This window comes from Burkholderia sp. BCC0419 (assembly GCF_902830285.1).
In the GTDB taxonomy this organism is placed as follows: Bacteria; Pseudomonadota; Gammaproteobacteria; order Burkholderiales; family Burkholderiaceae; genus Burkholderia.
In genome coordinates, this window is record NZ_CADESR010000001.1 from 2700267 (window position 1) to 2725076 (window position 24810).

The window sequence follows — 24810 nt, forward strand, 5'->3', positions numbered from 1 at the left end:
TCGCATACGCACAAAATCGACGACAAAAAGCCCCCCGCGAAGCCCGCCCGGCAACGCGCCTTCACTTCGAACAGACGAACGATCCCCGTCGGCGAGATACCGACTAATCGCGAAACGGCGATCAATCGCGACTCGAGCCGATTGAATAAAATCGAAAGGATCGATTAACTAAAAGGAAAGGAATATTCTCGTATCTGGAATTTATTAAATTAAGTTAAAATACCGGCGCATAATAGGTTCCGGATTTATCGCCGTAAAGTAAGAATTTGTTACAGCGCTCGCCATTCGGATAAAAGGCCGTGCGGGACCGATTCCAGGCGACGCAAAGAAAAAAGCCGGACGGGCGTCCGGCTTGTCGGAGGCGGCGTGGCGGCCGTCGTCAGAGCGGCACGTCGATCGTACCGGCGCCGACGGCAATCGCGTTCGCGCCCGGCGCGGCCGAGATCGGCGGCAAGTTCGCGCTCGTCAGCGCGGGCGCAGCGCCCGGCGTGCCGCCGCGCGGCACCGTGCGGACCACCTGCGACGGCGGCAGCGGCGCGCCGTTCTTCAGGCGCTTCCACATCAGGTTCAGCGCCTGCACGTTGTAGTAGTGAACCGGCACGAAGCGCGTGTCGAAGCCCGGAACCGACAGGAATGCGTCGAAGTGCTGGCCGTTCGTCACTTCGTAGAACACCAGCTGGCTGCGCCCCGCTTCGCTGATGCCGTTCTGCGCGACGTACGCGCGCGACGCGTGGTTCACGGGCACGAGCGCGTCGCTGCGCCCCTGCACGATGATCGCCGGCTTGCCGTGCAGGTTCGCGTTCACGCGCACCGCGTCGACGTTCGCGGGCATCCCGAGCATCCCGTTCGTCCACAGCTGGCGCAGGCACAGCGCGCCCGCGAAGCTTGCATCGGGCGTCGCGAGCCGGTGGTCGACGCCCGCGCCGTTGTTGAACACGAGATTGATGCCGGCCGTCGGCGGCACGCCGTTGCCGGTACCGAACACGGCCGGCATCGGCGACGCGGCGGGCGCCGCGACCGCGCCCGTCGCCGGGTTCGTCGTCGCGAAGCTGAAGTTGCACAGGTTGTCGGTGACGCGCGAACGGGTGTACGCGTTCGCATAGGTGACCGCGATCGCGGGAATCGCCTGCGAATCCCACATCGACGCCTGCAGCAGGTCGGAATCGGCCAGATAGCCGGCCGCATGGAGCTGCGCGAGCGCGTCGGCCGCCTGGCTCTGCGTGTCGGCGCCCGACACCAGCCCGGCCGCGGCGAGCGTCGCGCAGCGCTGCGTGCGGATCGACTGCGTGGTCGCGGCCGGCAGCGCGCTCAGGTACGGCGCGCCGGCGAGCGACGCCGACGCGGCCGCGCACGGTTCCAGCAGGTTCGCGAGCGTCGCGTAGTCGGCCAGCGGCCGGCCGAACGACGGCACCGGCTGGCCGCCCGTGCGGACCACCGCATTCGGCGCCATCCGCACGTTGATCTGCGGCTCGCCGACCACGACCGCGGTAATCCAGCCCCGGTTGTCCTGCTCGGCGGCCGCGAGCGACGCGCCGCCGCCGTTGCTGACCGACGCGGCGATCGTCGTGACGTCGCCCGCGCGATAGCGCACGCCGTGACGCGCGCCGTCGATCAGCGGTCCGAACTGCTCGTTGAGCGCCCAGTACGCGAATTCGACCGACTGCAGCGTCACGCGCCCCCAGTCCTGCTCGGGATTCTGCTGCGAATGCGCGTGCTTGAACGCATAGCGGTTCGGGAAGCGGCTGTTGAACGCGGCGAGATCGCCGCTCGTCACGTTCGCGGTGAACAGGCTGGCGGTGCCGGCCAGCACTGCGTCGGCGAGCGTGCCGTCGATCAGCGTGACCGTATCGGAGCCGAGCTCGTGCGCGCCGTTGCCGCCGCCCTTGTCGTTGTAGGCCACCGCGCAGCCGCGCTTGAGCGCCCACTCGCCGGCCGCGGAAATCGCGCCGTACACGCCGCGCGAGCCGGACGACGTCGCGGTGACGATGCAGGGCTGCGCGGGATCGAAGCGGGCGGGTACCTGCACGAGCAGCGTCACGTTCTTGGCGCCGCTGCCGTCGTCGGCATACGCGAGGTATTCGGTGCCGGGGATCTTGCCTTCGCCGAGCGTGTCGTTGCCGTCGAGGTCGACGTTCGGCCCCCAGAAGCGGCCGTAGCCGCCGTTCGTGCTCATGTCGACGAGCGCGCGGTAATTCGACCAGATCGCGAGGCGGCGCAATTCGGCGCTCGTCGGCCGCGACGGGTTCGCGAAGCCGGGCGCACTCGCCGCGGCGAGCCCCGTCTTGCCGAGGCCGGCCGTCAGCAGGTCGTCGCTCGCGCCGTCGTAGGCCGTCGTGCGCACGCTGCCGGACACGAAGCCGGGCAACCGGTTGCGCTCGGCCGACTCGTCGCCGTTGCAGGCGCCGAGCATCGCGACCGCGGCCAGCGCCGCCCCCCCCACACACCGCCTGCCCCACCCGAGCTTCGTCATCGCCGTCTCCTCGATATCGTTGTCGGTCCGCCGCCGCGCCGCGCGCGGCTTTCGGCCTCTGAAGCGCAAACGGGCCCCGGTATGCCGGGGCCCGCCTGGAAACGGGCGCGCGCGACGCTCGCGCGACGCCGCCCGGCGTTACTGCTGCTGAACCGTCAGCTTGTTCGAGACCGACGTCACGCCGTTCACGCCCTTCGCCGCCTCTTCCGCCTTGTCGATCTGAGCCTGGTCGGGCACCGTGCCCTCCAGCGTGATCGCGCCGCCCTTCGAACGCACGACGATGTTCGCCACGTCGATGCCGCCTGCCTTCGTAATGGCCTTGCGCACCGCGTAGCCGAGCTTGCGGTTCGCCTTCTTCGCGGTTTTCGCGGCGGCCTTCGGCGCGCTCGTCGCGGCCGCCGGCGCTTCCGTTGCCGCTGCGTCGCTCGACTGCGCATACACGCTGCCCGACAGACAGGCCGCCACGGCGGCGACACCCAACGCTCTCAACACGATCGACTTCATGCTATCTCCTTATCACTCCGGAACGGCCGTGCACAGTACGGCCGGATACCCCCAAAAACAGCCGGCCCGCGCGCGAACGGGCGGGACAGCCGGTGTTTTCCACGGCGATACGAGAGAGGCGGCACGGGCCGGCGGCCGGCGCCCGCGACAAGCGGGCCGGCCCTACCGGGCAGCCGCCGGCCGGACGCGCCCGGTCTCATGACGTGCCGGGTCGCGCGCGATTCGGGCGCGGCTGCGTCGCACAATGTAATCCAGCGCCCGCGGAAGCGCAAAGCTTTTGACGCGACGCCCGCCCCTGCTGTCGCCGGGCAGCCGCGCGACGCCGCCCGACTCGCGCATGCGCGGCGAAACCGGGTACCATCGCCGCGAGCATCCGTGTCGTCCGGTGACGACCGTCACCGATGCGTCACGCCAGCGTCATCCGCCGATCCCATGAAGCCTGCCCGTCCTCGCCCGCCGCGCCGCATCCTCGCCCGCTTCGTCGCCGTCTCGTGGCGCGACCTCGCGCTGTCGATCGGCCCGACCGTGCTGCTCGCCGGCGCGGCCGTCTGGCTCGCGGTCAAGCTGATCCAGCCGGCGCCGCCGTCCACGCTCGTGATCTCGTCCGGGCCGCCAGGCAGCACGTACTGGAACGCCGCGCAGAAATACAAGACGATCCTCGCGAAAAACGGCGTCACGCTCGACGTCCAATCGTCCGAAGGTTCCGCGCAGAACCTTGCACGGCTGTCCAACCCGAACGCGCCGGTCGACGTCGGCTTCGTGCAGAGCGGCATCGGCCCGAAGGAGCGCGACGAGCATCTCGTGTCGCTCGGCAGCATCGGCTACGTGCCGCTCGCGATCATGTACCGCGGCCCGGTCGTCGCGCGCCTGTCCGACTTCAAGGGCAAGCGGCTCGCGCTCGGCGCGGAAGGCAGCGGCGCGCGCGAACTGAGCCTCGCGCTGCTGAAGATGAACGGCATCGTGCCCGGCGGCCCGACCGAGCTCCTGCCGACCGCCGGCGAGGACGCCGCGACCGCGCTGCTCGACGGCAAGATCGACGCCGCCTTCCTGTCCGGCGACTCGACGCAGATCCCGGTGATGGCGAAGCTGTTCCGCGCGCCGGGCGTGCACGTGTATTCGTTCACGCAGGCCGAGGCGTATGCGCGGCGCTTTCCGTACCTGACCGCGATCACGCTGCCGATGGGCGTCTACGATCTCGGCCGCAACCTGCCGCCCGCCGACATCCACACGGTTGCGCCGACGATCGAACTCGTCGCGCGCGACGCGCTGCACCCCGCGCTGTCCGACCTGCTGATCGAGGCCGCGCGCGAAGTGCACGGCCACGCGACGATCCTGCAGCACGCAGGCGAATTCCCGTCGTCCGTCACGCGCGGCTTCCCGCTGTCCGACGACGCCACGCGCTACTACAAGTCGGGCAAGACCTTCCTGTACCGGCGGCTGCCGTTCTGGGTCGCGAGCCTCGTCGACCGGCTGCTGGTCGTGGTCGTGCCGCTGATCGTCGTGCTGATCCCCGGGCTGCGGCTCGTGCCGTCGCTGTACGGCTGGCGCGTGCGCTCGCGCATCTACCGCTGGTACGGCGCGCTGATCGCGCTCGAGCGCAGCGCGCTCGGCGAGCATACGGCCGAGGAGCGCGTACAGCTGCTCGACCAGCTCGACGACATCGAGGAAGCCGTGAACCGGATGAAGATGCCGCTCGCGTACGCCGGGCAGTTCTACGTGCTGCGCGAGCACATCGGCTTCGTGCGCGAACGGCTCACCGCGCACGACCAGGATGCGCCGGCGGGCCCGCCCGGCGCCGGCAGCCCGCCGGCACGTGCGGAAACCGGCCCGCCGCCGGCCGGCGATGGCCCCCGGGCGACTCCCGGTTCCGCGTGAGCGAACGATCCGCGATCATTGCTGCATGCGCGCGCCGCCGCGTAACATGGAGGCCGCCGCCAGGCGCCGCACGCCCCACCTTCTGGAGAACGACATGACAACCGGCCTCGATACCGCCCAACCCGCCTGGTTCTTCGACTTCGTGTCGCCGTTCTCGTATCTGCTGCTCGAACAGCACGACAAATGGCCGGACGTGCCGTTCAACCCCGTCGCCGTCTCGCTGCCCGACCTGCAGCGCCACTGGGGGCAACGCCCGAGCGCCGACGTGCCGGCCAAGCGCGTGTTCACCTACCGTCACGCGCTGTTTCGCGCCGAACAGCTCGGCATCCGCTTCAAGATGCCGCCCGCGCATCCGTTCGATTCCGACAAGGTGCTGCGCCTCGCGATCGCGCTGCGCGCCGATATCGTGACGGTGCTGGAAATGTTCCGGTTCATCTGGCGCGAAGGCAACGATCCGTCGACGCCGGAAGGCTTCGCGGCGCTGTGCGAACGCGTCGGCGTCGGGCACGGCGACGAGCTGATCGAATTCGAGGAAACGAGTGCGCAGTTGCGCCGCAACACCGACGACGCGATCGCGCTCGGCGTGTTCGGCGTGCCCACCTTCTGGATGAACAAGCAGCTGTTCTGGGGCGAGGACGCGCTGCCGATGGTGCTGTACTGCGCGCGCACGCCGAACTGGCTCGAATCGCGCGAGGTCAAGCGGATCAGCACGCTGCCGAAGGGCCGCGCGTGATGGCGTGCGTGATGGCCGGTATCACGCACGGCAACGCGCGGCTGCGGTAAGGTTACGCGTCACTAGGGTCTGTTTACATATGGAACGCGCATGCGAATGCCCGAAATCGCTCGTCCCCCAAGGGGACTTCCTTCGGGGCGTATGGCAAGGAGTGAGGAGCGCCGTTTGGCCGAGCCAAACAAGCGACGAGCGACGCCGCCATACGGGCGATTTCGGGCATTCCCGTGACATGATTTTTTTATTTTGGGGTTGCCACGAGAACGGCCGCCCGCCGCGTTGTGCTCCTTGCGAATACGTCAGTATTCGCGGCGTCGCACGCCTCGCGAGCGGCCGTTCTCGTGGCAACGCATGCGCGTTCCATATGTAAACAGACCCTAGAATCACCCCCCATCGATGGAAGACGACGACCGTACCGCCTCGCTCGACATCTGGCTCGTGCGCGTGTTGCGCACGCTGCTGCTCGAGCGCAGCGTCACGCAGGCCGCGCTGCGGCTGAACCAGACCCAGCCCGCGATCAGCACCGCGCTGCGCAAGCTGCGCGAGACGCTGAACGACCCGATCCTCGTGCGCGGCAAATCCGGCATGGTGCCGACCGAATACGGCGCGTCGCTGCTCGAAGCCGCGTCGCGCGCGCTGCGCGAGGTCGATTTCATCGCAACGCCGCACGGCGACTTCGATCCGTCGTCCGCGCGGCGCACGTTCCGCGTCGCCGCACCCGACTACCTGAACGATTTCTTCATGCCGACGCTGATCGAGCGCTTTCGCGACGCGGCACCGCATGCGCATCTGGAAATCGATTCGCTGAATCCCGCGCTCGACCACGCGGGCGCGCTCGAATCCGGCGCGCTCGATCTCGTGATCGGCAACTGGCCGAAGCCCGACCCGCAGTTCGCGCGCCAGGACCTGTTCTCCGACACGATCGTGTGCCTGATGCGCGACGCGCATCCGCTCGCCCACGAGCCGCTCACGCGCGACGCATATGCATCGGCCGCGCACGTCGCGCCGACGCCGTACACTGGCGACAAGCGCAACGCGATCGAGATCGGCCTGGCACGCGCGCGCCTCATGCGGCGCATCGTGACGACGCTGCCGTACTTCGGGATCGTGCCGCAGGTGCTGCTGCAATCGGACCTGATCTTCACGACGACGCGCCGCTTCGCGACGCACTATGCGCAACTGCTGCCGCTCGTCGTCGTCATGCCGCCCGTGCCGTTCCCGCGCATCAAGAGCTACCTGCTCACGCACCCGCAACCCGACCGGCCGACCGACATCGCGTGGCTGTGCGCGCTGATGCAGAGCGTGTCCGACGAGCTGACGGTCGCCCGCACGCGCAAGCGCTGACGCTCGGCCGGAGCGCAGCGCGACTGCTCAGGCAACGCGGCCGCTCAGGCCGTGCAGAAGGTTTCCTGCAGATGGGTCCAGCGCACGACGCCCGCCGCGTCGCGCGCGAACACGGCAGTCCCGCGGCGCGCGGGCAGTTCGCCCGCTGCCGCGTGCTGCGCTTCGAGATAGGTGAGCACCGCATGCGCCGCGTCGGCCGCGAGCACGCGGATCTCCGACAGCGTGATGCGCAGCCCCGGCTTCGCGCCGGCCAGCTTCGCGAACAGCGCGCGCGTGCCGTCATGGTCGACCACGCGGCCGTCGGTCAGGATCATCGTGAAGTCGGCGGAAAACGCCGCGAGCAGCGCATCGAGCGCCGCCGGCGCGGTATCAACGCCGGACAGCCAGTGCTCGATGGCGACGAGGCTCGCATCGAGCGCGTCGAGATAGACGGAGTGATCGGACATGGGCGCGTGCACGGTGAGGTGAAGCGCGGCCCGCTGCCGCGCGTTGTCGTGCAGTGTAGGCAAAAACGCGCGGCCGTGCGCCGGCCGCGCGGCATCGGCGTTTTACCGCGCGCAGGACACGTCGTCGCGTGCGCGCCCGGCCGCGACCGCCTTCGCATCGGCCACCCGCATGCCCGAGCGCGCCTGCAGCAATTCCGCGCAGACGGCCACCGCAATCGCGCCCGGCGCCTTGTCGACGATACCGGCGACGCCGATCGGACACACCATCTCGACGAGCCGCGCCGGATCGACGCCGCGCGCGGCGAGCCGGCGCTCGAACTTCACACGCTTGGTGCGCGAGCCGATCATCCCGAAGTACGCGTAGTCGCGCCGCCGCATGATCTGCGCGGCGAGCGAGAAGTCGAGCGCGTGGTTGTGCGTCATCACGAGGAAGTACGCGCCGGGCGGCGCCGCGTCGACGACGGCCTCCGGCGTGTCGGTCGGCTCCGGCTGCACGTTCGGCGGACATTCGTCCGGGAACAGCTCGTCGCGCGTGTCGACCCACTGCACGACGCACGGCAGCGCGCCGAGCAGCGTGACGAGCGCGTGGCCGACGTGCCCGGCGCCGAACAGCACGATGTGCATCGGCGCCGGCGCACCGGTCGCGCGGTTGCGCTGGCCGGTGCCTTGCGCGAACGCCGGCAGCTGCGACGGCGAACTGCCGCACGCGCCGTCGCATCCGGCGGCGGGCGCCTGCGACGCGGCACGCGGCGAACGAGCGGGGCCGTTCATGCCGGCCTCCGCCGGGCCGTGCCGCCGTGAGCGGGCAACGAACGAAGCAAGCGCGAAGAGCGTTTCATCTCAGCCTGCCTGGCCCGCGCGGGCCGCACGCACCGCGCCGATCGCGCGCAGGATCGACTCGCCGGTGGCCGGCGCGTCGAGCGGCGGATTCACCTGGTAGTCGCCGACCGCCGCAATCGCGTCGCGCACCGCGAAGAACACCGAGAACGGCAGCAGCAGCGGCGGCTCGCCGACGGCCTTCGAGCGGTGGATGCTGTCCTCGACGTTGCGGTTCTGGAACAGCCGCACGTTGAACTCGGGCGGCGTGTCGTTCACCGTCGGGATCTTGTACGTGGACGGCGCATGCGTCATCAGCTTGCCGCCCGGGTTCCACCACAGCTCCTCGGTCGTCAGCCAGCCCATCCCCTGGATGAACGCGCCTTCGACCTGGCCGATGTCGATCGCCGGGTTCAGCGATGCGCCGACGTCGTGCAGTGCATCGACGCGCAGCGTGCGCATCTCGCCCGTCAGCGTGTCGATCACGACTTCCGACACGGCCGCGCCATACGAGTAGTAGTAGAACGGCCGGCCCTGCAGCTTCGATTGATCCCAGTGCAACTTCGGCGTCGCGTAGAAACCATCCGACCACAGCTGCACGCGCGCGAGGTACGCCTTCGCGATCACTTCGCCGAACGGCACGCTCGCGCCGCCGATCCACACGAAGTCGTTGCCGAACTTCACGTCGGCCGCCTCGACCTTGCCGTCGCCGAACTGCTTCGCCGCGAACACCGCGAGCCGCTCGCGCAACTGGCGCGCCGCATCCTGCGCGGCCTTGCCGTTCAGGTCCGAGCCCGTCGACGCGGCCGTCGCGGACGTGTTCGCGACCTTGCTCGTATCGGTCGCGGTCACGCGGATCCGGCCGAAACGGATGCCGAGCTCGTGCGCGACCACCTGCGCGACCTTCGTGTTGAGCCCCTGCCCCATCTCCGTGCCGCCGTGGTTCACGAGCACCGAGCCGTCCGTGTAGATGTGCACCAGCGCGCCGGCCTGGTTGAAGTGCGTGACGTTGAACGCGATGCCGAACTTCACCGGCGTGAGCGCGATGCCCTTCTTCAGCACCGGGTTGCGTGCGTTGAATGCGCGCACGCCCGCGCGCCGCGCGCGGTAGTCGCTCGTCGTCTCGAGTTCGCCGAGCAGCTCCTCAAGCACGTTGTCCTCGACCGTCTGCCCGTACGGCGTCACGTTGCGTTCGGTCTTGCCGTACAGGTTCGCGTAGCGCACGTCGAGCGGATCGCGGTCGAGCACGCGCGCGATGTCGTCGAGGATGTATTCGATCGCGAACGCGCCCTGCGGGCCGCCGAAGCCGCGGAACGCGGTGTTCGACTGCGTGTTGGTCTTGCCGCAGTAGCCGGCGATGTCGACGTCGCCGAGCCAGTATGCGTTGTCGAAGTGGCACACCGCGCGCGTCATCACCGGGCCCGACAGGTCGGCCGAGAAGCCGCAGCGCGACGTCATCTCGAGCGCGACGCCGTCGATGCGGCCGTCGTCGTCGTAGCCGGCGTCGAAGCGGTAATGGAAGTCGTGCCGCTTGCCGGTGATCATCATGTCGTCGTCGCGGTCCGGACGCAGCTTCACCGGACACAGCAGCTTCCATGCGGCGAGCGCCGCGCAGCACGCGAACAGGCCCGACTGCGATTCCTTGCCGCCGAACCCGCCACCCATCCGGCGGCATTCGACCAGCACGTTGTGCGACGCGACGCCGAGCACGTGCGCGACGAGGTGCTGCATCTCGCTCGGGTGCTGCGTCGAGCAGTACACGTGCATTCCGTCGTCGTCCTTCGGCACCGCGTACGCGATCTGCCCTTCCAGGTAGAACTGCTCCTGCCCGCCGAGCAGCATCTCGCCCGACTCGCGGTGCGGCGCGACGGCGAGCCGCGCGGCCGCGTCGCCGCGCGCGAGCTTCAGCGGCGGGATCACGTAGGTTTCGGCCTTGCGCGCTTCCTGCGCGGTCAGGATCGCGGGCAGCTCCTCGTAGTCGACCTGCGCGCGGCGCGCGGCGAGCCGCGCGGTTTCATGCGAGGTCGCGACGACGATGAACATCGGCTGGCCGACGAACTGCACGACGCCTTTCGCGAGCACCGGATCGTCGTGGATGATCGGGCCGCAATCGTTGACGCCCGGGATGTCGTCGGCCGTGAACACGGCGACCACGCCCGGCGTCGCGCGCACCGCGTCGAAGTTCATCGACACGATCTTCGCGTGCGGCTTCGCCGACAACCCGAGCGCCGCGTGCAACGTGCCGGCGACGATCGGAATGTCGTCGGTGTAGGTGGCGCGCCCGCTCACGTGCAGATGGGCGGATTCGTGCGCGCGCGACACGTGCACCTGCGCGGCGTCGGCCTGCGGGTCGAGGGTGCTGAGGAACGGTTCTGCTTGCTGGTTCATGTTCGGGGTTCTCCGTCTTCAGACGCGCGCCGAGACATCGGCAACTTCGGCGCCGGCTTCGGCGGCCACTTCACGCACGTTCAGGGCTTGCGGCGGCAGCGGGTCGTGCGGGCGCGTCTCCAGCCAGAATCGATACATCAGGTTCTTCGCGGTATCGAGGCGATACGTGCTCGTCGCGCGCATGTCGGACAGCGGCTGGTAGTCGCGCTCGAGCGCCTGCATCGCAGCCTGCGCGGTGGCTTCGTGCCACTGCGCGCCATCGAGCACGGCTTCCGTATTCGCGGCGCGCTTCGGCGTCGCGGCCATCCCGCCGAACGCGATGCGCGGCTCGCGGATCGTGTCGCCGTCCGCGATGAACGCGAACGCCGCGCACACGGCCGAGATGTCCGAATCGAACCGCTTCGACAGCTTGTACGTGCGGAACCGCAGCTTTTCGCGTGCGCCGGTGCGGGTCGGCACCTTCAGGCCGACGACGAATTCGTGCGGCGCCATGTCCTTCTGCTGGTAGCCGGTGTAGAGCGCCTCGAGCGGCAGCTCGCGCACCGTGTCGCCGCCGCGCAGCACGACGCGCGCGCCGAGCGCGATCAGGCCCGGCATCGAATCGCCGATCGGCGAGCCGTTCGCGACGTTGCCGCCCATCGTCCCCGCGTTGCGGATCGGCACCGACGCGAAGCGCTTCCACATCTCGGTCAGCTCCGGATACGTGCCGGCCAGCGCCGCATAGGCCTTCTCGACCGTCACGCCCGCGCCGATCTCGATCCAGTCGTCGCCGTGCACGACCTGCTGCAGTTCGGCGATCTGGCCGACGTAGATCAGGTCGTCGAGCCGGCGCATCTGCTTGGTGACCCACAGGCCGATGTCGGTACTGCCCGCGAGAATGCGCGCGTCGGGACGCTCGACCTTCAGCGCGGCCAGCGCGTCGAGCGTGCGCGGCGCCGCGAAGCGCGCGCCGTCGGCCGTCGTGTAGTCGAACGTGTCGTCGCGCTTCAGCGACGCGAGCGTGCGGGCGAGCGCGGCCGTGTCGACCGGCGCGGCCGGCTGCGGCGCACCTTCGCCGGTCGCACCTTCGCCGGCCCCATCGAACATCCGCACCGCCGCATCGACGATCGGGCGATAGCCGGTGCAGCGGCACAGGTTGCCCGTCAGCGCATCGGCGATCTCGGTGCGCGTCGGCACGTCCTTCGCCTTCGCGCACGCACTGCCGCAGCCTTCGTGGCCGTGCTTCTCGTACAGCGCCCACATCGACATCACGAAGCCGGGCGTGCAGAACCCGCATTGCGAACCGTGGCAATCGACCATCGCCTGCTGCACCGGATGCAGCGCGCCGTCCGGCTGGCGCAGGTCTTCGACCGTCAGGAGCGCCTTGCCGTCGAGCGTCGGCAGGAACTGGATGCATGCGTTGACGGCCTTGAACTCGACCGCGCCGGCGTCGGTCAGCTCGCCGACGACGACCGTGCACGCGCCGCAGTCGCCTTCCGCGCAGCCTTCCTTGGTGCCGGTGCAATGCGCGTCCTCGCGCAGGTATTGCAGCACGGTGCGGGTGACGTCCGCGCCGCTGACTTCGCGGATCGCGTGACGATGGTAGAAGCGGATCGGCTCACTCATGTCTCGGTGTTTCTTCAAATTGGGGGCAAGGCGGCCTGCGCGGAGCGCTCGACCGACGTTTTTCCGACAGTTTGCACGCTATCACTGTCAAATTCCGCAACCCATAGCCCATCACGCATGCGGCTCATATAACTGCCGCGATATGCGCGCCCGGCCGGCCGACACCCTTGTCGCACGGTGCGCGCCGTCCGTTCCCGGCGCCGCAACCAGCGGTGATCTTCACGAACGGGGCTCGGTTAACTAAACGGTACCTGCGTGAAAACCGGTTCCATGGGAAAATCCCGATTCCCTTTTCCGCCGTTTTTCCGTCCGTTCCGCTCTTTCGTTCCGACCCCATGTCAACCGATTCCGCCACACCGCCGCGCAGCGGGTTCGCGGTCACGCTGCAAATCGTGTCCGTCGTCTGCTTCACGTTCATCTGCTACCTGACCATCGGCCTGCCGCTCGCGGTGCTGCCGGGCTTCGTCCATGACGACCTCGGCTTTTCCGCGATCGTCGCGGGCGGCGCGATCAGCGTCCAGTACTTCGCGACGCTCGCGTCGCGGCCGCTCGCCGGGCGCCTCGCCGACACGCTCGGGCCGAAGCAGACGGTGCTGCGCGGGCTGGTCGGCTGCGGCGTGTCGGGCGTGCTGCTGCTCGTCGCGCTACTGCTCGCGCACTGGCCGGTCGCGAGCCTCGTGCTGCTGATCGCGAGCCGGCTCGTGCTCGGCGTCGGCGAAAGCCTGTGCGGCACCGGCGCGATCCTGTGGGGCATCGGCCGGGTCGGCGTCGCACACAACGCGAAGGTGATCTCGTGGAACGGCATCGCGACCTACGGCGCGCTCGCGCTCGGCGCACCGGTCGGCGTCGCGATCGCGCATACGCTGAATCCGGCGCTGATCGGCGTGATCGTGATCGCGCTGGCCGCGCTCGGCTTCTACCTCGCCCGCCTGATCGCTTCGGTGCCGCTCGTGCACGGCGAGCGGATGTCGTATGCGAGCGTGTTCACGCGCGTGCTGCCGCACGGCCTCGGTCTCGCGCTCGGTTCGGCCGGCTTCGGCTCGATCGCGACCTTCGTCACGCTGTACTACGCGGCGCGCCACTGGCCGAACGCCGCGCTGTCGCTGACCGTGTTCGGCACGCTGTTCATCGGCGCGCGCCTGCTGTTCGCGAACACGATCAAGACTCACGGCGGCTTCCGCGTCGCGATCGTGTCGTTCGCGTTCGAATGCGCGGGCCTCGTGCTGCTGTGGCTCGCGCCGGTGCCGCACGTCGCGCTCGTCGGCGCGGCGCTCACGGGCTTCGGCTTCGCGCTGATCTTCCCGGCGCTCGGCGTCGAGGCCGTCGCGCTCGTGCCGCCCGCGAGCCGCGGCGCGGCGCTGTCCGCGTATTCGGTATTCCTCGACCTGTCGCTCGGCATCACCGGCCCGCTCGCCGGCTATGTCGCGGGCGCGTTCGGCTATCCGCAGGTGTTCCTGTTCGCGGCGGTGGCGGCGGCGGCGGGCGTCGCGCTGTCGATGGTGCTGTACCAGCGGCAGGCGCGCGTGGCAGGGAGCGGCGCGGCGGCGTGAGGGGCGGAAGAGGCGCGTTGGCGCACGCGCAACGCGCGTCAACGCAGCAGCACGTTGAAGTCCCGCAATACGCGGGCCGCATCGGGGTGACGCCTGAACGGAACGGCGTTCCCGAGCGAGAGCTTGGGCTCGGCACGATCGAAGAGCACGAGCGCTTCCGATGTGTTGAGATGGCGCGACATGTACAAGAATCCGTCGACGCGACGGGGATGCCGGTGGACGGCAAGCGACCACTGTTGCGGCACGTCGTACGGCACGATGGTCGACAACGCACCGTCGCCACCGAGGTTTTTCAGCGGCAAGCCGTGCAGGACGGCCACGGTCAGCGGCGCGCCGTCAAATGAAAGTACGTGGCGATCGAGTTCGGTCGTCACGAGCGGAAAACCGCCCAGCACCAGATCGGCGACTTCGTCATGCAGCACCGTCTCGGCGAATGCGCAATGCAGATCAAAGCCGAAATAACGGGTGCCGTACCGCCGCCGCTTGCGCGGATCGTCGAAGCGATTGCCGCCCGACTTCCCGAAGTAAGGCTCGCCGGTCGCATATCGCGAGAGGCGCACCAGCGTTGCTGGCGCGACCTCGCGGACGACGAGCGTCGCGCTCGCGAAATGTTCGCCCGGTGCCGTCAGAAAGCGCGACTCCTAGCGTTCGCGGAACGCCGCGGCGGCACGTTCGACATCGTCGAGCTTGCCACGCGACAGCGCGACGAGCGGGGTGACGTTGCCCAGCGACGCCTTCGGCGTCGTGAAGAACTGCCATTTGCTCCAGCCGGGCAAGTCGCCAAGACACTGCGTGACCCGCCCCAACGTCTTGCGGTCGACGTCTCCCGCCAGATAGAAAGCCGGATAGTACTGTGCGGCGCCGACCTCGACCGCGAAAATGCGCCCCGACGCGACCGCCTTGCTCAGCGCCTGCCGCGTCATGCCGAGCCCCGTCCACGTCTGCGCGGCGGACAGCAACCGGCCATCGGCAACCAGCACGCGCCGTTCGGCCTGCACCTGCCGCTCGAGATCGGCGACGCCGGCATCCGGGTGTGCAGCCGTCCCCCGCTTCTGCCGGCCGGACGGCTGCCTGTCGCGTGTCGCGGCAGCGGCGATGCCGAAGGTGATCGTGCCGGCCAGATCGATGACCTGCGCGATGCCCACCTTGAACAGGTGCCCCAGTTGCTCGTCCGACAGCGCGAGCAGCGCGCGGGCGCGATCGGGACCGAGCATGGTCGCGGCGCCGACCGCGCTGCGCAGCGCCTCCTCCGTCTCGACATCGAGAACCGCAGCCGCGCTTTCGAGCCCATGAGCTTGCGTGACCATCCTGACCTCCTGATCCAACCGGAAAATCAAGCGTAGCCCTGAATCGAAACCAAGTCAACCATGTCAACCACTTCGATCGACTTTCCGAGCGTCCCGTATCGCCGTCGGTATTGCGTCACGCCGTCCGCAAAAACAACCGCCGCGTGAGATCGAACGCGACGAGATTGCCGGCCACCACGAGCAGCAGCCCGATCACCGCGAGCGGCGACCACTGATAGCCCTCGAACACCGTCGACACGGCCAGCGCGACGATCGGGAACAGCACCGTGCAATACGCGGCGCGCTCCGGTCCGATCCGGCCGACGAGCATCAGGTACGCGGTGAAGCCGATCACCGAGCCCGGCACGGCCAGGTACACGAGCGCGCCGAGATAGCGCGGGCTCATGTCGAGCGTGAACGGCATCCCGGCCACCGCGCTGCCGACGGTCAGGATCGCCGCGCCGATCAGCATCGCCCAGCCGTTGGTCGCGAGCGGGTGCAGCCCCATCGACTGCATCCGGCTCGACAGCAGGTTGCCCGCCGAGAAGCACATCGTGCCGGCGAACGCGATCGCGAGCCCAATCCACGTCGCGTGGTCGTCGAGATGGCCGGCCATCTGCTGCCAGAACAGGCATGCGATGCCGGCCAGGCCGAGCAGCGCGCCGGCGATCGCCGACGGCCGCAGCGGGCGGCCCATGAACAGCCGGCCGTTGATCGAGTTCAGCAGCGGCGCGGTCGAGAAGATCACCGCGACGAGCCCGCTCGGCACGACCAGTTCCGCATAGTAGAAACACAGGAAATTCAGGCAGAACAGCGCGAAGCCCTGCGCGACGAGAAAGCGCCACGCTTCGCGCGGCGGGCGCACCGGCCGGCGCATCACACGCAGCAGCGCGAACAGCACGGCGGCCGCGAGCCAGAAGCGCCACGCGATCGACACGGGCGGCGGCACCGAGCCGAGCTGCCACTTGATCGCGATCCAGGTGGTGCCCCAGATCAGCACGGTGACGAAATAAAGCGACAGGTTCATGGCGGCCATCCGGACAATCGGGTGAATCGGGATCCCGACTATGCCGCCGCACCGCGCGTGCCGATTGTCCGGAATTGCGGTCTTTTTCGGGACGCCGCACGCGGCGCCGCGCGCCCGCTTATACTCGGCGCACCATGAGTCTCTCCCTCTCCGCTCCGCCCGTCGACCGCGCCGCCGCCCTGGCCGGCGGCGATCTGCCGTTCGGCCTGCAGTCGGTCTGCCGCACGCTCGCCGACGCGAACGCGACGCTCGAGCGCTTCGCGTGGCTCGGCGACCATCTCGCGATCGCCGAATGGACGCGGATCACCGACGAAAGCGAGACGGTCTACGAGCAGCCCGGCCACCACACGCTGTCGTGCTACCTCGACGGCGGCTACCGGACCGAGCGCCAGCGCGTGCCGCGCTACGGCGCGCCGAGCCTGCTGTGCGCATTGCCGGGCGACCATGAATCGCGCTGGTGGGTGCGCGGCGAAATGCATTTCATCCACCTGTATTTCCTGCCCGAACACTTCACGCAGCGTGCGATCCGCGAGCTCGATCGCGAGCCGCGCGAACTGAAGCTCGCCGACCGCACCTATTTCGAGGATGCGCGCGTCGCCGCGCTGCTGCGCTCGCTCGCGCTCGACGGCTGGGACGATGCCGACGACCGGCTGCGCGTGAACGAAACCGCGCATGAAGTGCTGAGCCTGCTGCTGCGCGGCCAGAGCACGACGCGCACCGACACGTCGTTCCGCGGCGGGCTCGCGCCGGCCGTGCGCCGCCGCGTGCGCGACTACATCGACACCTACCTGACGCAACCGCTGACGCTCGGCGAACTCGCCGAGGTTGCCGCGCTGTCCGAATACCACTTCTCGCGGATGTTCCGGCTGTCGTTCGGCCGCGCGCCGCACGCATGGGTGGCCGAGCAACGGCTCGCCCGGGCCCGCGAACTGCTGCGTACGACGGCGCTGCCGCTCGCGCAAATCGCGGCCGACTGCGGCTACGCGAACGCCGGCCACTTCAGCCATCGCTTTCGCGACGCGCACGGCACGACGCCGAATACGTACCGGCGCGCGATGCAGGGCCGCTGAGCGCGGTCCTTTTCCTCGCTGCTTCCGCTTACGCGCCGCGCCGCGACAGTTCCTGTTCGAGCGCCGCGACGCCGGCCGGCAGGTCGACCGGCACCTTCAGGTCGACCATCGTGCGGCCGAACGCATGCAGCGTGCGGAACAGGTTGTGTTCGCGGCACTGCTCGCCCATCTGCCCGATCCGCACGATCGGCAAGCCGAACGAACCCGAGATCTCGACCTGGTACTGCTTCGAGATATGGCCGCAGACCATCCCCGGCGTGAGCCCCTCCGGCGTCTCGATCCCGACCACCGAATTGAGCCGGCAGTCCTTCGGCGCATACAGCTTGAGCCCCATCGCTTCGACGCCCGCCTGCAGCGCCAGCGAGCAGCGCAGGTGGCGCGCGAAGCGGCTTTCGAGCGTCTCCGCGCAGACGAGCCGCAGCGCCTCGTGCAGCGCGAGCACGCCCGACACGGGCGCCGTGTAGTGATAGCCGGCGTTGTGCCAGAAGTTCTCCGCGAGCGCCATGTCGAGGCACCAGTGCGCATTCGGCTCGGGGCGATTCTTCATGCGCTCCCACGCGGCATCGGAGAACGCGATCAGCGACACGCCCGGGATCGACGACAGCCCCTTCTGGCCGCCGGTGATCACCGCGTCGATGCCCCACGCATCCATCTCGAGCGGCATCGTCGACAGCGTGCACACCGCGTCGACGACCACCAGCGCGCCGGCCGCCTTCGCGAGCGCGGCGATGTCGCGCAGGTCGCGGTTCCATACGGTGTTCGACGTCTCGCCCTGCACGATCGTGACGATCTCGGGCCGCTCGCGCGCGATCGCGTCGGCGATCTCGTCGAGGCTCGCGACCGCGCGGTCGGCCACTTCGAGCGTCGCGACGTCGGCGCCGACGCGCGTGGCCATCTCGGCCATCCGCGCGCTGAAGAAGCCGTTGCGGATCGACAGCACGCGCGTGCCGCGCCATGCGAGGTTCGAGATCGCCATTTCCATCGCGGCCGAGCCGGGGCCCGCGACGCCGAGCACCCACTTCGTGCGGGTCTGGAACACGTAGCGCGCCATCTCCTTCACCTGCTCGATGATCTTCGCCATCGTCGCGCCGAGGTGGTTGATCACGATCGTGTTCGCCTTGGCCACGGCGGCCGGGATCGGAACCGGGCCGGCCCCCATCATCAGCAGTGGTTCTTCGGGCAGGATCGCGTCGAGCGGCACGACGACGGGACAGGGAATCGGCGAATAATCGATGGACATGGCTGGAAAAAGATGAGGAAAGGAAGTACTCGGGCGCCCGTGGCACGGCGCCCGTGGCACGCGCGGCGAACTGATCGATCATTCCGTGTTCCGCCGCCTCGCGCAAGAGGCACGCACGTCCGGACAGCGCGAAGCTGGCCCGGTCGCCGGACCGGGCCAGCCGGCCGCGCACCGCTCGCGCCATGACCTGCCGGATTGAAAAGGGATTGCCGGCCGGTTCCGAAACGGCGCCATTCGGGTTCCCGCCCGCACGATTTTCTCCACCAATATCAGCGGCGATTCGCGGAAACCGGCGGTTCAGCCCGATTCTCGGATCGAACGAAATGGACCGGCCACCTGATACAAATCACGGCGCGAATTCGATACACAAAATCCGAACGTGGAAAAAACATCCACTATTGCGGCGCGTATTGGGGAGCGACTCCGAAATTGCCGCGTCACGGCTAGCACGAATTTCTCCCAACCAATTGATTTAAATAAGCAAACTTCGCCGCATCGGCGCATATTCCAATACCGCGTCGGTTTTGCCCGGCAGATCCTTGCTGCACTGCAGCGTTAAACTGGTACTCGCGATTTCGATTTTATGCAAGCCGCCCATTTTCTCAGGTTGACGGATATCGGTTCTGTATTTAACAATTGTCTACGGAATCGAAATTCGATTTTCGATACGAGGGAGAGCTGGGGCCGCGCAATGCGCTTTCGACGTGGCGCGGCGATAAATCACAACCAAAATCAATCAACCGGGCCAGAATACGCAAGCTATGAACCAGATTCAGACCATGCGTGTATTCGTCTGCGTCGCCGAACAGCAAAGCTTTCGGCGCGCGGCGCACCATCTCGGCGTGTCCAATGCGCTCGTCACGCGTTCGATCGCGATGCTCGAGGGCCACCTGAACACACGGCTGATCCATCGCACCACGCGCAACCTGTCGCTCACCGAGGCCGGCGTGCGCTACCTCGATGGTTGCCGTGCGCTGCTCGAGGAATTCGACCACCTCGAATCGTCCGTCGCGCATGCGGTGCGCGAACCGGCCGGCACGCTGCGCGTCGTCGCGTCGGGGCTGCTGTCGCCGCTCGCGCTGACGCCGCTCGTCAGCAGCTTCCGGCAACGCTACCCGGAGCTGCGCGTGCAGCTGACCGTCGCCGAAGGGCCGCTCGACGTGCTCGATTCAGGCTACGACGTCGGCATCGTCACCGGCACCCGGCTCGACGGCAACCCGTCGCTGATCGGCCATGCCCTCGCGCCGAACCCGTTCGTCGCGTGCGCGGCGCCCGCCTATCTCGACCGCCGCGGCGAGCCGCGCGTGCCCGACGACCTGCCGGGCCACGACTGGGTCACGCTCGCGCCGCACCAGCACGCGCCGACGTGGCAACTGGTCGGCCACGACGGCGTCGCCCATTCGGTCACGGTGCGCCCGGCCTGCACGGTCAACCAGCTCGCGCTCGTGCAGGCGGCGGCCGTGGCCGGCGCCGGCATCGCGGTGCTGCCCGAGCCGTGCGTGGCCGACGCGCTCAACCACGGCACGCTCGTGCGGCTGATGGCCGGCTACCGGATCGACGATCCCGACGCGCAGTTGTCGCTCGTCTACCCGAACCGCCAGTACGTGCCGGCCCGTACGCGCAGCTTCGTCGAGCACGCGCTCGAGCACTTCAGCGCGCCGGCCGGCCGCGAGCGGGCGGACTACGGCTTCCTGCGGCCGGTGCGCGGGCCCGACCACTCCGACATCGTCACGGGCCTGCAGTAAACTGCGCGCGTCAGCCATCGGAGGTGCAGCGTGCGCGTGATCCTGTTCAGCAGCCGGCAGTACGACGACGATTCATTCACCGCCGCCAACCGGCAGTTCGGCTATCGGCTGCACTTCCAGCCGTCGCACCTCGACGCGGAAACCGCGATCCTCGCGCACGGCTATGACGTCGTCTGCCCGTTCGTCAACGACACCGTCGACGCGGCCGTGCTCGAACGGCTCGCCGACGGCGGCACACGGCTGATCGCGCTGCGCTCGGCGGGCTTCAACCATGTCGACCTCGGCGCCGCCGAGCGGCTCGGCATCACGGTCGTACGCGTGCCCGCGTATTCGCCGCACGCGGTCGCCGAGCACGCGGTCGCGCTGATCCTCGCGCTCAACCGCCGCCTGCCGCGCGCGGTCGCCCGCACGCGCGAAGGCGACTTCTCGCTGAACGGCCTGCTCGGCTTCGACCTGCACGGCAAGACCGTCGGCGTGATCGGCACCGGCATCATCGGCAGCGTGTTCGCGAAGATCATGATGGGCTTCGGGATGCACGTGCTCGCGCACTCGGTGCCGCCGTATGACGACGAGCTGATCGCGTTCGGCGCGCGCTACGTCGAGCTCGACGAACTGCTGCATCACGCCGACATCGTCAGCCTGCATTGCCCGCTGCTGCCGTCGACGCACCACCTGATCAACGAACGGACGCTCGCGCGGATGAAGCACGGCGCGATGCTGATCAACACCGGGCGCGGCGGCCTCGTCGATGCGCAGGCGCTGGTCGACGCGCTCAAGAGCGGCCAGCTGGGCCATCTCGGGCTCGACGTGTACGAGGAGGAAAGCGGGCTGTTCTTCGAGGATCACTCCGACCTGCCGCTGCAGGACGACGTGCTCGCGCGCCTGCTGACGTTCCCGAACGTGATCGTCACGTCGCACCAGGCATTCTTCACGCGCGAGGCGCTGGCCGAGATCGCGCACACGACGCTGCTGAACATCGAGGCATGGCATGCGGGCGCGCCGCAGAACGTCGTGACGGCAAACCGCTGAAAAACAGCACATTTGACGGCTGGCAGCGCATCCGCAATCGTTTGCTTGTGTCTGTTGCTGCGCACCGCACCTGTCTTCATCAACAATTCAGTGCATTGTTTCGAATGAAGTAACGTTTCGTGCGCGCCGTCTGTTATCGTTGCGCCGACGTCCTTCCCCTGCCTTTGCCGCTCATGCGTTTCGACGATTCCGACATCGCCGCCGTCTACCGCGCCATCTTCGAACGGCGTGACATGCGCCACTTCACGCCGGCGCCCGTCGATCCCGCCGTGCTCGCGCGGCTGCTGCGCGCGGCGCACCACGCGCCGAGCGTCGGCTTCATGCAGCCGTGGCGCTTCATCCGCATCACCGATCCCGCGCTGCGCACCTCCATTCACGCGCTGGTCGAGGCCGAGCGCCGCGCGACCGCCGACGCGCTCGGCGAGCGCCAGGACGCATTCATGCGGCTGAAGGTCGAAGGCGTGCGCGAATGCGGCGAGCTACTGGTCGTCGCGCTCGCCGACGGCCGCGAACGCCATGTGTTCGGCCGCCGCACGCTGCCGGAGATGGATCTGGCCTCCGCCGCGTGCGCGATCCAGAACATGTGGCTCGCGGCGCGCGCGGAAGGGCTCGGGATGGGCTGGGTGTCGTTGTTCGACGTCGATGCGCTGCGCACGCTGCTGCGGATGCCCGACGGCGCGAAGCCGATCGCCGTGCTGTGCGTCGGGCACGTCGAGGCGTTCTATGCGAAACCGATGCTCGAAGAGGAACGCTGGGCCGCGCGGATGCCGATCGAGGCCTGCCTGTTCGAGAACGGCTGGGACGATCCGGCCGTGATCGACGCCGCCGCCGGATCGCCTTCGTCGTCTGCGGACACGGGCGCGGAACCGGACGCAAACGCGCCACGCACATCGAACGCCAGCGCCGACCCGGCACGATCCGCCGCGCTCCCCGACGGCTCGCCCGAACGCATCGTCTGAAGCCGCGGCCCGGCAGCCGCCATCGCGCCGCCCCGACGAATTCGCGTCCGCAGACCACCGCCGAATCCCACCATGTGAGCTTCCCGCCCGCCCCCCGTCGCACGCCGGCAACAATCGTTTTGGCCCCAAGCATAGGGGTTTTCACTGAAGTAGAATCGCGGCTGACGTTCGCCTCACCGACCGCCCGTCCCGCGCATCCTGCGCCTGGCTCGCGCGGCATCTTTTCCCCGAGCCTACCGCGATGCCCTTGCCTCTTTTCGCCCTTGCCGTCGCCGCATTTGGAATCGGTACCACCGAATTCGTGATCATGGGCCTGCTGCCGAACGTCGCGCGCGACCTCGGCGTGTCGATCCCGGCCGCCGGGATGCTCGTGTCGGGCTATGCGCTCGGCGTGACGATCGGCGCGCCGATCCTCGCGATCGTCACCGCGAAGATGCCGCGCAAGCGTGCGCTGATGGGCCTGATCGGGCTGTTCATCGCCGGCAACCTGTTCTGCGCGATCGCGCCCGGCTACACGGTGCTGATGGCCGCGCGCGTCGTCACCGCGTTCTGCCACGGTGCGTTCTTCGGCATCGGCTCGGTGGTCGCGAGCAACCTCGTCGCGCCGAACCGCCGCGCGCAGGCGATCGCGCTGATGTTCACCGGCCTCACGCTCGCGAACGTGCTCGGCGTGCCACTCGGCACCGCGCTCGGCCAGGCGTTCGGCTGGCGCGCGACGTTCTGGGCCGTCACCGGCATCGGCCTCGCCGCGGCCGCCGCGCTCGCGGTCTGCCTGCCGAAAAACCTCGCGATGCCCGACACCAGCATCACGCGCGAATTCAGCGTGCTGAAGCACCCGCAGGTGCTGATGGTGCTCGGCATCAGCGTGCTCGCGTCCGCGAGCCTGTTCAGCGTGTTCACGTACATCACGCCAATCCTCGAGGACGTGACGGGCTTCTCGCCGCGCCAGGTCACCTACGTGCTGCTGCTGTTCGGCCTCGGCCTGACGGTCGGCGGCACGCTCGGCGGCAAGCTCGCCGACTGGCGCCGGATGCCGTCGCTGATCGCGACGCTCGCGCTGATCGGCATCGTCCTCGCGCTGTTCGCGGGCACGATGCATCTGCCGTTCGCCGCGCTCGCGACGATTTTCGTGTGGGGCATCCTCGCGTTCGCGATCGTGCCGCCGCTGCAGATCATGATCGTCGATCGCGCGAGCGACGCGCCGAACCTCGCGTCGACGCTGAACCAGGGCGCGTTCAATCTCGGCAACGCGACCGGCGCGTGGCTCGGCGGGATGGCGATCGGCTCCGGCGTGTCGCTCGTGAGCCTGCCGTGGGTCGGCGTCGCGATGGCCGTCGCGGCGCTCGCGCTCACGCTGTGGTCGGCGTCGCTCGAACGCCGCCCGGTGGCCGTGCCGACCGAGTACGTGTAACGCGACCTTGCCGCGATCGTTGCGTACACAACTCCATCCGAACCTGATGGCCTTCATGGACCTTTCTACGGTCGCGGTGTAGCATCGCGGCCGATGAAAGCCATTCTCAATCGCGATTTCCTCGCGCTGATCCTGAGCGTCGCGGTCGTCGGCCTCGGCACCGGCGCCACGCTGCCGCTTACCGCACTCGCGCTGACCGAAGCCGGACACGGCACCAACGTCGTCGGCATGCTGACCGCCGCGCAAGCCCTCGGCGGTCTCGCGATCGTCCCGTTCGTCACCGCGCTCGCGCGGCACATCGGTGCGCGCCGCGCGATCGTCGTGTCGGTCGTGCTGCTCGCGGCGGCCACCGCGCTGATGCAGTTCACGTCGAACCTGATCCTGTGGGGCGTGCTGCGGGTGCTGTGCGGCGCCGCGCTGATGCTGCTGTTCACGATCGGCGAAGCATGGGTCAACCAGCTCGCCGACGATTCGACGCGCGGCCGCGTCGTCGCGATCTACGCGACCAATTTCACGCTGTTCCAGATGGCCGGCCCGGTGCTCGTCAGCCAGATCGCCGGCGCGACGAGCATCCGCTTCGCGCTGTGCGGCGCACTGTTCCTGCTCGCGCTGCCGACGCTCGCGACGATCCGCCGTGCGCCGCTCGCCGGCGACGACGCGCATCACGAAGCGCACGGCAGCTGGCTCGACGTGCTGCCGCGCATGCCCGCGCTGATCATCGGCACCGGCTTCTTCGCGCTGTTCGACACGCTTGCGCTGTCGCTGCTGCCGCTCTACGCGATGGATCACGGCGTCGCGAGCGCGACCGCCGTGCTGCTCGCGTCGATCATGCTGTTCGGCGATACCGCGATGCAGTTCCCGATCGGCTGGCTCGCGGACAAGCTCGGCCGTGAACGCGTGCACCTCGGCGCCGGCTGGATCGTGCTCGCGGGCCTGCCGCTGCTGCCGTTCGTCATCGCGAACCCGTGGCTGTGCTGGCCGCTGCTGTTCGTGCTCGGCGCGGCGGCCGGCAGCATCTATACGCTGTCGCTCGTCGCGTGCGGCGAGCGTTTCCGCGGTGCGGCGCTCGTCACCGCGAGCTCGCTCGTGTCGGCGTCGTGGAGCGCCGCGAGCTTCGGCGGCCCGCTGGTTGCGGGCGCGTTGATGGAGCAACTGGGCAGCAACGCGCTGGTCGGCGTGCTGGTCGCCTGCGTCGCCGCGTTCGTCGCGGCCGCGTTGTGGGAACGACGCGCCGCGGTGCAACGCGCGGTCTGATGCAGATTGGCGTTGGCGTTGGCGTTGGCGTTGGCGTTGGCGTTGGCGTTGGCGTTGGCGT

Annotated in this window: 20 protein-coding genes; 10 read left to right on the forward strand and 10 right to left on the reverse strand. The window is 68.8% G+C overall.

All coding sequences use genetic code 11. The features are described 5' to 3' along the window. Positions 1–379 precede the first annotated feature (379 nt). Together HWW87_RS12175 and HWW87_RS12180 are read right to left on the reverse strand one after the other, a co-directional pair. Positions 380–2470 carry a D-(-)-3-hydroxybutyrate oligomer hydrolase gene (locus HWW87_RS12175; protein ID WP_175820436.1) on the reverse strand — a complete coding sequence of 697 codons (2091 nt, stop codon included), beginning with the start codon at positions 2468–2470 and terminating at the stop codon, positions 380–382. 138 nt (positions 2471–2608) lie between these two features. Beyond that, positions 2609–2974 carry a BON domain-containing protein gene (locus HWW87_RS12180; protein WP_175820437.1) on the reverse strand — a complete coding sequence of 122 codons (366 nt, stop codon included), beginning with the start codon at positions 2972–2974 and terminating at the stop codon, positions 2609–2611. A gap of 432 nt (positions 2975–3406) precedes the next feature. Between HWW87_RS12180 and HWW87_RS12185 the strand changes: the two genes are divergently transcribed. The 3 genes from HWW87_RS12185 (at position 3407) to HWW87_RS12195 (ending at position 6923) form a co-directional block, all read left to right on the forward strand. Beyond that, positions 3407–4849 carry a TAXI family TRAP transporter solute-binding subunit gene (locus tag HWW87_RS12185; protein ID WP_175820438.1) on the forward strand — a complete coding sequence of 481 codons (1443 nt, stop codon included), beginning with the start codon at positions 3407–3409 and terminating at the stop codon, positions 4847–4849. A gap of 94 nt (positions 4850–4943) precedes the next feature. After that, positions 4944–5582, forward strand: coding sequence for a 2-hydroxychromene-2-carboxylate isomerase (locus HWW87_RS12190; protein ID WP_175820439.1), 639 nt, complete (start codon positions 4944–4946; stop codon positions 5580–5582). Positions 5583–5975: 393 nt separating this feature from the next. Next, a complete protein-coding gene (locus HWW87_RS12195; protein ID WP_175820440.1) occupies positions 5976–6923 on the forward strand; it encodes a LysR family transcriptional regulator in 948 nt (315 codons plus the stop codon). 44 nt (positions 6924–6967) lie between these two features. Here the strand turns inward: HWW87_RS12195 and HWW87_RS12200 are convergent, their stop codons facing one another. From HWW87_RS12200 to xdhA, 4 genes are all read right to left on the reverse strand, one after another. Further along, on the reverse strand, positions 6968–7369 hold the full coding sequence (locus HWW87_RS12200; RefSeq protein WP_175820441.1) for a polyketide cyclase: 402 nt from the start codon (positions 7367–7369) through the stop codon (positions 6968–6970). Positions 7370–7471: 102 nt separating this feature from the next. Next, positions 7472–8140: a xanthine dehydrogenase accessory protein XdhC gene (gene xdhC, locus HWW87_RS12205; protein WP_175820442.1), complete on the reverse strand. Its 669-nt coding sequence runs from the start codon at positions 8138–8140 to the stop codon at positions 7472–7474. A 69-nt stretch (positions 8141–8209) separates the two neighbouring features. Then, positions 8210–10573 (reverse strand): xanthine dehydrogenase molybdopterin binding subunit, encoded by a 2364-nt coding sequence (gene xdhB / locus HWW87_RS12210; RefSeq protein WP_175820443.1) that lies wholly within the window; start codon positions 10571–10573, stop codon positions 8210–8212. Between the two features lie 18 nt (positions 10574–10591). Continuing rightward, positions 10592–12178: a xanthine dehydrogenase small subunit gene (gene xdhA / locus HWW87_RS12215; protein WP_175820444.1), complete on the reverse strand. Its 1587-nt coding sequence runs from the start codon at positions 12176–12178 to the stop codon at positions 10592–10594. A gap of 335 nt (positions 12179–12513) precedes the next feature. Between xdhA and HWW87_RS12220 the strand changes: the two genes are divergently transcribed. Then, positions 12514–13728 (forward strand): MFS transporter, encoded by a 1215-nt coding sequence (locus HWW87_RS12220; RefSeq protein ID WP_175820445.1) that lies wholly within the window; start codon positions 12514–12516, stop codon positions 13726–13728. Between the two features lie 38 nt (positions 13729–13766). Here HWW87_RS12220 and HWW87_RS12225 read toward each other — a convergent pair whose 3' ends face one another. From HWW87_RS12225 to HWW87_RS12235, 3 genes are all read right to left on the reverse strand, one after another. Then, on the reverse strand, positions 13767–14288 hold the full coding sequence (locus HWW87_RS12225) for an RES family NAD+ phosphorylase (protein ID WP_244107185.1): 522 nt from the start codon (positions 14286–14288) through the stop codon (positions 13767–13769). 81 nt (positions 14289–14369) lie between these two features. After that, the gene (locus tag HWW87_RS12230) at positions 14370–15035 is read right to left on the reverse strand and encodes a hypothetical protein (RefSeq protein WP_175820446.1); all 666 of its coding nucleotides are present in this window, start codon (positions 15033–15035) and stop codon (positions 14370–14372) included. 115 nt (positions 15036–15150) lie between these two features. Next, positions 15151–16041: an EamA family transporter gene (locus tag HWW87_RS12235; protein ID WP_175820447.1), complete on the reverse strand. Its 891-nt coding sequence runs from the start codon at positions 16039–16041 to the stop codon at positions 15151–15153. Positions 16042–16175: 134 nt separating this feature from the next. Between HWW87_RS12235 and HWW87_RS12240 the strand changes: the two genes are divergently transcribed. Beyond that, complete coding sequence (locus HWW87_RS12240; RefSeq protein ID WP_175820448.1) at positions 16176–17111, forward strand: AraC family transcriptional regulator; 936 nt, start codon at positions 16176–16178, stop codon at positions 17109–17111. 28 nt (positions 17112–17139) lie between these two features. Here HWW87_RS12240 and HWW87_RS12245 read toward each other — a convergent pair whose 3' ends face one another. Then, the gene (locus tag HWW87_RS12245) at positions 17140–18351 is read right to left on the reverse strand and encodes an alanine--glyoxylate aminotransferase family protein (RefSeq protein WP_175820449.1); all 1212 of its coding nucleotides are present in this window, start codon (positions 18349–18351) and stop codon (positions 17140–17142) included. 761 nt (positions 18352–19112) lie between these two features. Between HWW87_RS12245 and HWW87_RS12250 the strand changes: the two genes are divergently transcribed. The 5 genes from HWW87_RS12250 (at position 19113) to HWW87_RS12270 (ending at position 24749) form a co-directional block, all read left to right on the forward strand. Further along, complete coding sequence (locus tag HWW87_RS12250; protein WP_174389445.1) at positions 19113–20096, forward strand: LysR family transcriptional regulator; 984 nt, start codon at positions 19113–19115, stop codon at positions 20094–20096. 30 nt (positions 20097–20126) lie between these two features. Then, positions 20127–21125 carry a 2-hydroxyacid dehydrogenase gene (locus HWW87_RS12255; RefSeq protein WP_175820450.1) on the forward strand — a complete coding sequence of 333 codons (999 nt, stop codon included), beginning with the start codon at positions 20127–20129 and terminating at the stop codon, positions 21123–21125. Between the two features lie 173 nt (positions 21126–21298). Beyond that, positions 21299–22084 (forward strand): 5,6-dimethylbenzimidazole synthase, encoded by a 786-nt coding sequence (gene bluB, locus HWW87_RS12260; RefSeq protein ID WP_175820451.1) that lies wholly within the window; start codon positions 21299–21301, stop codon positions 22082–22084. A gap of 241 nt (positions 22085–22325) precedes the next feature. Then, positions 22326–23495, forward strand: coding sequence for an MFS transporter (locus tag HWW87_RS12265; protein WP_174431844.1), 1170 nt, complete (start codon positions 22326–22328; stop codon positions 23493–23495). Between the two features lie 93 nt (positions 23496–23588). Further along, positions 23589–24749: an MFS transporter gene (locus HWW87_RS12270; protein WP_175820452.1), complete on the forward strand. Its 1161-nt coding sequence runs from the start codon at positions 23589–23591 to the stop codon at positions 24747–24749. Positions 24750–24810: the final 61 nt, after the last annotated feature.

Excerpts from the sequence above, each read along its gene's own strand:
- HWW87_RS12265 (WP_174431844.1), top strand. The coding sequence starts at position 22,326 with ATGCCCTTGCCTCTTTTCGCCCTTGCCGTCGCCGCATTTGGAATCGGT.
- HWW87_RS12240 (WP_175820448.1), top strand. The coding sequence starts at position 16,176 with ATGAGTCTCTCCCTCTCCGCTCCGCCCGTCGACCGCGCCGCCGCCCTG.
- HWW87_RS12180 (WP_175820437.1), bottom strand. The coding sequence starts at position 2,974 with ATGAAGTCGATCGTGTTGAGAGCGTTGGGTGTCGCCGCCGTGGCGGCC.
- bluB (WP_175820451.1), top strand. The coding sequence starts at position 21,299 with ATGCGTTTCGACGATTCCGACATCGCCGCCGTCTACCGCGCCATCTTC.
- xdhA (WP_175820444.1), bottom strand. The coding sequence starts at position 12,178 with ATGAGTGAGCCGATCCGCTTCTACCATCGTCACGCGATCCGCGAAGTC.
- HWW87_RS12200 (WP_175820441.1), bottom strand. The coding sequence starts at position 7,369 with ATGTCCGATCACTCCGTCTATCTCGACGCGCTCGATGCGAGCCTCGTC.
- HWW87_RS12185 (WP_175820438.1), top strand. The coding sequence starts at position 3,407 with ATGAAGCCTGCCCGTCCTCGCCCGCCGCGCCGCATCCTCGCCCGCTTC.
- HWW87_RS12175 (WP_175820436.1), bottom strand. The coding sequence starts at position 2,470 with ATGACGAAGCTCGGGTGGGGCAGGCGGTGTGTGGGGGGGGCGGCGCTG.
- HWW87_RS12270 (WP_175820452.1), top strand. The coding sequence starts at position 23,589 with ATGAAAGCCATTCTCAATCGCGATTTCCTCGCGCTGATCCTGAGCGTC.
- HWW87_RS12195 (WP_175820440.1), top strand. The coding sequence starts at position 5,976 with ATGGAAGACGACGACCGTACCGCCTCGCTCGACATCTGGCTCGTGCGC.
- HWW87_RS12220 (WP_175820445.1), top strand. The coding sequence starts at position 12,514 with ATGTCAACCGATTCCGCCACACCGCCGCGCAGCGGGTTCGCGGTCACG.
- xdhC (WP_175820442.1), bottom strand. The coding sequence starts at position 8,140 with ATGAACGGCCCCGCTCGTTCGCCGCGTGCCGCGTCGCAGGCGCCCGCC.
- HWW87_RS12230 (WP_175820446.1), bottom strand. The coding sequence starts at position 15,035 with ATGGTCACGCAAGCTCATGGGCTCGAAAGCGCGGCTGCGGTTCTCGAT.
- HWW87_RS12190 (WP_175820439.1), top strand. The coding sequence starts at position 4,944 with ATGACAACCGGCCTCGATACCGCCCAACCCGCCTGGTTCTTCGACTTC.
- HWW87_RS12245 (WP_175820449.1), bottom strand. The coding sequence starts at position 18,351 with ATGTCCATCGATTATTCGCCGATTCCCTGTCCCGTCGTCGTGCCGCTC.
- HWW87_RS12235 (WP_175820447.1), bottom strand. The coding sequence starts at position 16,041 with ATGAACCTGTCGCTTTATTTCGTCACCGTGCTGATCTGGGGCACCACC.
- xdhB (WP_175820443.1), bottom strand. The coding sequence starts at position 10,573 with ATGAACCAGCAAGCAGAACCGTTCCTCAGCACCCTCGACCCGCAGGCC.
- HWW87_RS12250 (WP_174389445.1), top strand. The coding sequence starts at position 19,113 with ATGAACCAGATTCAGACCATGCGTGTATTCGTCTGCGTCGCCGAACAG.